Here is a 7,495-nt window from a genome sequence, read left to right on the forward strand (position 1 = left end):
GGCTGCCGCGCGCCGGGGCCGTTCGGCCAGCACGGCGCCCGCCTCGTGCTCAGGCGCTTTCGCCCAGCAACGCCGCCAAGGCCGCGAGCACCGGCTCCGGTGCATCCTCGGGCAGCAGATGCCCGGCCGGCAGCCCGTGGCCGCTCACCGTCGCGGCCCAGCGCGACCAGGTCTCGACCGGCGAGGGCGCGTCCGCGCGGCGTTCCTTTTCACCCCACAGCACCAGCACCGGGCAGTCGAGCCGTCGCCCGGCCGCCCGGTCGGCCGCGTCGTGCTCCAGGTCCTCCTCCACCGCCGCGCGATAGTCCTCGCAGATCGCGTGGCGCACCTCGGGATCGCGGAACGCGGCGCGATAGGCCGCGAGCGCGCGCGGCTCGACCCGCTCCAGGCCGCCGGCCATCTTGGCCAGCGCGGCATCGATGAAGGCATCGGGGTCGGCCGCCAGCATCCGCTCGGGCAACCCGGCCGGCTGCGCCAGGAAGAACCAGTGCCAGGCGTTCAACGCGAAGGCCCGGTCGACGCCGGCAAAGGCATCGAGCGTGGGCACCACGCTCAGCGAGGCATAGGCGCTCACGCGCCGCGGGTGGTCGAGCGCGAGCCGGTAGCCGGCGCGCGCGCCGCGATCGTGGCCGACCACCGCGAAGCGCGGATGGCCGAGCGCGTCCATCAGCGCGAGCAGCGCGCCGGCCACGCGCCGCTTGCTCCAGCGCGGCGACGGCCGGCGGATGCGGCTGGCGCCGTAGCCGGGCAGGTCCGGCACGATCACCGTGTGCGAGCGCGCCAGCGTCGGCGCGATCCGGCGCCAGGCCAGATGGGTCTGCGGATAACCGTGCAGCAGCAGGACCGGCGGCCCGTCGCCGCCGATCCGGCCGCGAAACGCCACCTCGCCGGCCTCGATCTCGAGCGGCGCGAAGCCGGGGAAAAAATCGTCGCTGCCGAGCGGCGGGGTGTCGATGCTCATGCTTGCCTCCTTGGCTCAGGGTTGTGCGGCGGACAGCGATCCGACGAAATCGGCCAGATCGCGGTTGAAGCGCTCGGGTTCCTCGATGAAGGGCGCGTGGCCCGATTCCTCGTACAGCTTGCTCGCGATGCGCGGGTTCAGCGCGCGGGCGCGGGCCAGGGCGGCCGGCGTATCGACCAGCGCGTCGCGGCCGCCTTGGATGAACAGCAGCGGCACGTGCGCGCGGCTCAAGCCCTCGGCGGCCGCCACGGTCATGCCCGGCACCGCGCGCTGCATGTCCCACGAGGCCATCGCGGCATTGGCGAGCAGCCGCTCGAACCGCGCGGCATCGGGCTGGCGGTGGAAGCACAGCGCTAGGAAGCGGCGCTCGCCGTCGAGATGCGTCCGCAGCTCGGGCGATGTCATGTCCCGGTAAACCTCGGGATGGCTCACCAACTGCTCCGGCTTCAGCTCGACCACGCCGTCCACGTACACGGCTCCGCCGATATCGCCGTCTCCATAGGCGGCCAGGTAGTTGGAGATCACCACGCCGCCCAGCGACCAGCCCACCAGCACCGGCCGTTTGGCATGCGCGCCGCGGATCACCGCGTCGAGGTCGTCGGCCCAGCGGCGCCCGTCATGATACGGCTCGGCGCCGGCGGGTTTGTCGGACAAGCCGTGGCCGCGCAGGTCGGAGCTGATCAGCCGGAACCGGTGCAAGTCCGGGCTCTGCAGCTGGGCATCCCAGTTCAGGCGGCTGCCGAGCAGGCCGTGGATCAGGATCACGGCGGGGCCGTCCGGGTTGCCGCTTTCCTCGACGGCGATCCTCACGCCGTCCTTCGAGGTGACGGTGTAGTGATCGGGGGCGGCCTGCGCGGCGGGCGCGACGGCGAACAGCGTGGCCGACGACAGCACGGCCAGCAGCAGGCGGGACAGCGGGCGAAATAAAGAGGGGAACAACGAACGGGCGGACATGAGGGGATTCCTCTGAAGTGAAGGTCCACCCAGTCTCGACCCTCACACCAGTGTGAGGGTCAAGCGAAACATGCTAGCCTGCCGCCCATGAACGCCTCGAACTCCCCGGAATGGCTGACGATCGGCGCGCTGGCCCGGCGCACCGGCGCCAGCGTACGCTCGATCCGCCACTACGACGAGCATGGCCTGCTGGCCTCGTCGCGCGCCGACAACGGCTATCGCCGCTTCCCGGCGCAGGCGGTCGCGCAGGTCAGGCAGATCCAGCGCATGATCGCGACCGGCTTCACGCTCGACGAGATCCGCGGTTTCCCCGACTGCATGCTGCTGATCGAGGGCGCGCGCTCCTGCGACCAGATCAGCGAGGTGCAGCGCCAGCGCCTGGAAGCCATCGAGCACCAGATCGCCGAGCTCGAGCGGCGCCGCGCGCGCCTGCTCAAGACCTTGTCGGAAGGCGCGGTGCCGCCGCTCGACTGAAGCTGGAACCGGCCTCGATCGGTCGTGTCTTTCAGTCGGGCGGATCGGCCGGGAGCCGCCAGCATCCCCGGCCCGCGGGGCGTCGTGAAGGCTGTATGAATATACAGTATAGTGTCGCAGTCATTCGGGCATGACGCACCTTCGCGGCCCGCCAGACCCGTTCAACCCCTTCATACGGACAGGCCAATTGTCATCCAGCCATCTGATCCGCATTCGCGGAGCACGCCAGCACAATCTCAAGAATGTCGATCTCGACCTGCGCACCGGCGAGATGACGGTCGTGACCGGTCCGTCGGGGTCGGGCAAGTCGAGCCTGGTGTTCGACACGCTCTATGCCGAGGGCCAGCGCCGCTACGTCGAGACCTTCAGCGCCTATGCGCGGCAGTTCCTGGACCGCATGGACCGCCCGCAGGTGGACCGCGTGGACGGCGTGCCGCCCGCGATCGCGATCGACCAGACCAACCCGGTGCGCAGCTCGCGCTCGACGGTCGGCACCATGACCGAGCTGAACGACCACCTGAAGCTGCTCTACGCGCGCGCGGCCGAGCTGTTCGACCGCAAGACCGCGCAGCCGGTGCGGCATGACACGCCCGAGACGATCTACGCCGAGCTGGCCGCGCGCACGGCCGGCGAGGACCCGCGCCTGGTGGTGACCTTCCCGGTCGAGCTGCCCGAGGCGGTGACGGCCGAGGAGGTCGAGCAGTGGCTGTCGGCGAGCGGTTATACGCGCGTGCAGGCGCAGCGCGAGGTGGTGTCCGAGGCGGGCACGCGCAAGGTGCTCGACGTGGTGGCCGACCGCTTCCGCCTGCAGCACACGGAGAAGGCGCGCGTGGTCGAGGCGATCGAGGCCTCGCTCAGGCGCGGTGCCGGCCGCGTCAACGTCTACGTGCTGGCGCCGGCGCCGGAGAACGCCGACCAAGCCGCGCCCGAGCCGCAGGTCTGGCGCTTCTCCACCGGCCTGCATCATCCCGACAGCGACCTGCGCTATGCCGAGCCGCAGGCGGCGCTGTTCTCGTTCAACTCGGCCTATGGCGCCTGCGAGACCTGCCGCGGTTTTGGCCGCGTGATCGGCGTCGACCTGGGCCTGGTGATTCCCGACGCGCGCAAGACGCTGCGCGAGGGCGCGATCAAGCCGATGCAGACGCCGGCCTGGAAGGAGTGCCAGGACGACCTGATGCGCTATGCCGAGCGCGCGAAGATCCGCCGCGGTACGCCCTGGGGCGAGCTGACGGATGCCGAGCGCGACTGGGTGATCAACGGCTCGCCCGACTGGGACGGCAAGTGGCAGACCCAGTGGTACGGCGTGAAGCGCTTCTTCGGCTATCTGGAGTCGAAGGCCTACAAGATGCACATCCGCGTGCTGCTCTCGAAGTACCGCAGCTACACGCCCTGCGAAGTCTGCGGCGGCGCGCGCCTGAAGACCGAATCGCTGCTGTGGCGGCTCGGCTCGAAGGCCGACGCCGACGCGGTGCTGGCGCCGGCCGCGCGCTTCATGCCGCGCGGCGTCGACTGGAACCGCGCCCAGCTGGAGGCGCTGCCGGGCCTGACCGTGCACGACCTGATGCTGCTGCCGATCGAGCGTATCCGCCGTTTCTTCGACGGCATCAGCCTGCCCAGCGCGCTGCTCGACGATGCGCTCAAGCTGCTGCTGGCCGAGGTGCGCACGCGCCTGAAATACCTCTGCGACGTCGGCCTCGGCTACCTGACGCTGGACCGCCAGAGCCGCACCCTGTCGGGCGGCGAGGTGCAGCGCATCAACCTGACCACCGCGCTGGGCACCTCGCTGACCAAGACCCTGTTCGTGCTCGACGAGCCCAGCATCGGCCTGCATCCGCGCGACCTGAACCGCATCGTCGAGGCCATGCAGCGGCTGCGCGACGCCGGCAACACGCTGGTGGTGGTCGAGCACGATCCCTCGGTGATGCTGGCCGCCGATCGCCTGATCGACATGGGCCCCGGCCCCGGCGAGCGCGGCGGCAGCATCGTCTACGACGGCACGCCCGGCGAGATCCGCTCGGCCGACACGCTGACCGGCGCCTACCTGGGCGGCCGCCGCGAGGTGGCGCATGCCTCGCAATGGTCGCGCCGCGCGGTGGACGCGAACACGCCGCGGCTGGTGCTGGAAGGCGCCAGCGAGCACAACCTGCGCGACGTCACGGTCGAGATCCCGCTGCAGCGGCTGGTCTGCCTGACCGGCGTGTCGGGCTCGGGCAAGTCGACCCTGCTGCAGGACGTGCTCTATCCGGCGATGGCGCGCCACATGGGCAAGGCCACCGAGGCGCCGGGCGCGTTCCGGCGCCTGGCCGGCGCCGACCAGGTCAGCGACGTGGTGTTCGTCGACCAGTCGCCGATCGGCAAGACCACCCGCTCGAACCCGGCCAGCTACGTGGGCGCCTTCGACGAGATCCGCAAGCTGTTCGCGAAGGCGCCGCTGGCGCTGCAGCGCGGCTACGGCGCCGGCATGTTCAGCTTCAACACCGGCGAGGGGCGCTGCCCGACCTGCGGCGGCTCCGGCTTCGAGCACGTCGAGATGCAGTTCCTCAGCGACGTCTACCTGCGCTGCCCCGATTGCGACGGCCAGCGTTATCGCCCCGAGATCCTGGAGGTGCGCATCGAGCGCGGCGGCCGTTTGCTCAACGTGGCCGAGGTGCTGAACCTGACCGTCAGCGAGGCGGCGGCCTTCTTCGCCGGCGACGCCGAGGTGCTGCGCGTGCTGCAGCCGATCGTCGACGTCGGGCTCGAATACGTGAAGCTCGGCCAGCCGGTGCCGACCCTGTCGGGCGGCGAGGCCCAGCGCCTGAAGCTGGCCGGCTTCCTGGCCGAATCGGCGGCGGCGGGCAGCGTGCGCGGCAAGGCCGCCAAGGCGGCGAGCGCCGAGCGCCTGTTCATGTTCGACGAGCCCACCACCGGGCTGCACTTCGACGACATCGCCAAGCTCATGCAGGCCTTCGGCAAGCTGCTGGCGAGCGGCCATTCGCTGATCGTGATCGAGCACAACCTGGACGTGATCCGCGCCGCCGACTGGCTGATCGACCTGGGCCCGGAAGGCGGCGACGGCGGCGGCCTGGTGCTGTGCGCCGGCACCCCCGAGGACGTCGAGGCCTGCGCCGGCTCGCATACCGGCGCGGCGCTGGCGCAGTACGAGCGCGCCATGGCCGCCGAGGCGGAGCTTGCCGAGCACGGCGTGCCGCTGCAGGCCAAGCTCAACGCGGTGCGCGAGCGGCGCGCCATCGAGGGCGAGGACGTGGTGCGCATCGTCAACGCGCGCGAGCACAACCTGAAGTCGCTCGACGTCGACATCCCGCACGGCAAGTTCAACGTGATCACCGGCGTGTCCGGCTCGGGCAAGTCGACGCTGGCCTTCGACATCCTGTTCCACGAAGGGCAGCGCCGCTACCTCGAATCGCTGAACGCCTACGCGCGCTCGATCGTGCAGCCGGCCGGGCGCCCCGAGGTGGATGCCGTGTACGGCATCCCGCCCACCGTGGCGATCGAGCAGCGCCTGTCGCGCGGCGGCCGCAAGAGCACGGTGGCCACCACCTCCGAGGTCTGGCACTTCCTGCGCCTGCTGTACGTGAAGCTGGGCCTGCAGCACTGCATCCACGACGGCACGCCGGTCACCTCGCAGACGGTGGAGTCGATCGCCGCGCAACTGCTGCGCGACCATCGCGGCCAGCACGTCGGGCTGCTCGCGCCGCTGGTGGTCAACCGCAAGGGCGTCTATACCGACCTGGCCAAGTGGGCCAAGGCGCGCGGCAACTCGCACCTGCGCGTGGACGGCGAATTCGTGCCGGTCGACCCCTGGCCCAAGCTCGACCGCTTCCGCGAACACACCATCGAGCTGCCGGTGGCCGACCTGGTGGTGTCGCCCGACAACGAGGCCGAGCTGCGCCGCCGCCTGGACGAGACACTCGAGATCGGCAAGGGCGTGCTGCACCTGCTCGCGCCGCTCGACGGCCTGGGCGAGGCGCTGGCCGGGCGCGGGGCGACCGCGCGGATCGGCCAGACCAAGGTGCTGTCGGTCAAGCGCGCCTGCCCGGTGTGCGGCACCAGCTATCCCGAGCTGGACCCGCGCATGTTCTCGTACAACAGCAAGCATGGCTGGTGCACCACCTGCGTGGGCACGGGCCTGGCGCTCACGCGCGAGCAGCGCGCCGCCTACGACGACACGGTGCTGGGCGCCGAGGACGGCCGCGGCCGCGAGCAGACCCTGCCGTCCGAGGAGCAGGAACCGGAAGGCCTGGGCGACCAGCCCTGCCCGGATTGCCATGGCACGCGCCTGAATCCCTCGGCGCGCGCCGTCACCTTCGACGCGCACTCGATCGTCGAGGTCGCGCAATGGACCGTCTCGCAGACGCGCGAGTGGATCGACGCGCTGCGGCTCGAGGGGCGCGACGCGCAGATCGCGCGCGACATCGTCAGCGAGATCGGCAGCCGCCTGGCCTTCCTGGAGGAAGTCGGGCTCGGCTACCTGAGCCTGGACCGCGCCGCGCCCAGCCTGTCGGGCGGCGAGGCGCAGCGCATCCGGCTGGCCGCGCAGCTCGGCAGCAACCTGCAGGGCGTCTGCTACGTGCTCGACGAGCCGACCATCGGCCTGCACCCGCGCGACAACCAGATCCTGCTGAACGCGCTGCGCAAGCTCGGCGACAAGGGCAATACGCTGGTGGTGGTCGAGCACGACGAGGACACCATCCGCCGCGCCGATCACGTGATCGACGTCGGCCCCGGCGCCGGCAAGCGCGGCGGCACGGTGGTCGCGCAGGGCGGCGTGGCCGACCTGTCCGCGCAATCGGCCTCGCTGACCGGCCGCTACCTGGCCGAGCCGATCGTGCATCCGCTGCAGTCGCGCCGCAGCGTGGTGCCGCCGGGCCGCAAGGGCGCGCAGGCGGTGCCGGAGCAATGGCTGACCGTGCATGGCGGCAAGCTGCACAACCTGCGCGAGGTCACGGTGGGGATTCCGCTGGCGCGGCTGGTGGCGGTGACGGGCGTGAGCGGCTCGGGCAAGTCCACCTTGGCGCGCGACGTGCTGATGGCCAACCTGCTCGACGCGGTGGGGCGCTCGGTGCTGTCCTCGCCGGCCACGCGCCGCGCGCGCAAGGCCGCCGG

The 7,495-nt window shown here is 71.3% G+C and carries 4 protein-coding genes; 2 read left to right on the forward strand and 2 right to left on the reverse strand.

Annotated elements, in window-relative coordinates; all coding sequences use genetic code 11:
• Positions 1-49: 49 nt before the first annotated feature.
• Both F3J18_RS34340 and F3J18_RS34345 read right to left on the reverse strand, forming a co-directional pair.
• Positions 50-961: an alpha/beta hydrolase gene (locus F3J18_RS34340; protein ID WP_166916535.1), complete on the reverse strand. Its 912-nt coding sequence runs from the start codon at positions 959-961 to the stop codon at positions 50-52.
• 15 nt (positions 962-976) lie between these two features.
• Positions 977-1,915 carry an alpha/beta hydrolase gene (locus tag F3J18_RS34345; protein ID WP_166916537.1) on the reverse strand — a complete coding sequence of 313 codons (939 nt, stop codon included), beginning with the start codon at positions 1,913-1,915 and terminating at the stop codon, positions 977-979.
• A gap of 87 nt (positions 1,916-2,002) precedes the next feature.
• On the opposite strand from F3J18_RS34345, the gene F3J18_RS34350 reads away from it, so the two are divergent.
• Together F3J18_RS34350 and uvrA are read left to right on the forward strand one after the other, a co-directional pair.
• Complete coding sequence (locus F3J18_RS34350; protein WP_166916539.1) at positions 2,003-2,389, forward strand: MerR family transcriptional regulator; 387 nt, start codon at positions 2,003-2,005, stop codon at positions 2,387-2,389.
• 187 nt (positions 2,390-2,576) lie between these two features.
• On the forward strand, positions 2,577-7,495 hold a 4,919-nt coding region (uvrA, locus tag F3J18_RS34355; RefSeq protein WP_166916541.1), incomplete at its 3' end, for an excinuclease ABC subunit UvrA.

Origin of the sequence: Burkholderia sp. Ax-1720 (assembly GCF_011753035.1) — a bacterium.
GTDB classification, from domain to species: Bacteria; Pseudomonadota; Gammaproteobacteria; order Burkholderiales; family Burkholderiaceae; genus Burkholderia; species Burkholderia gladioli.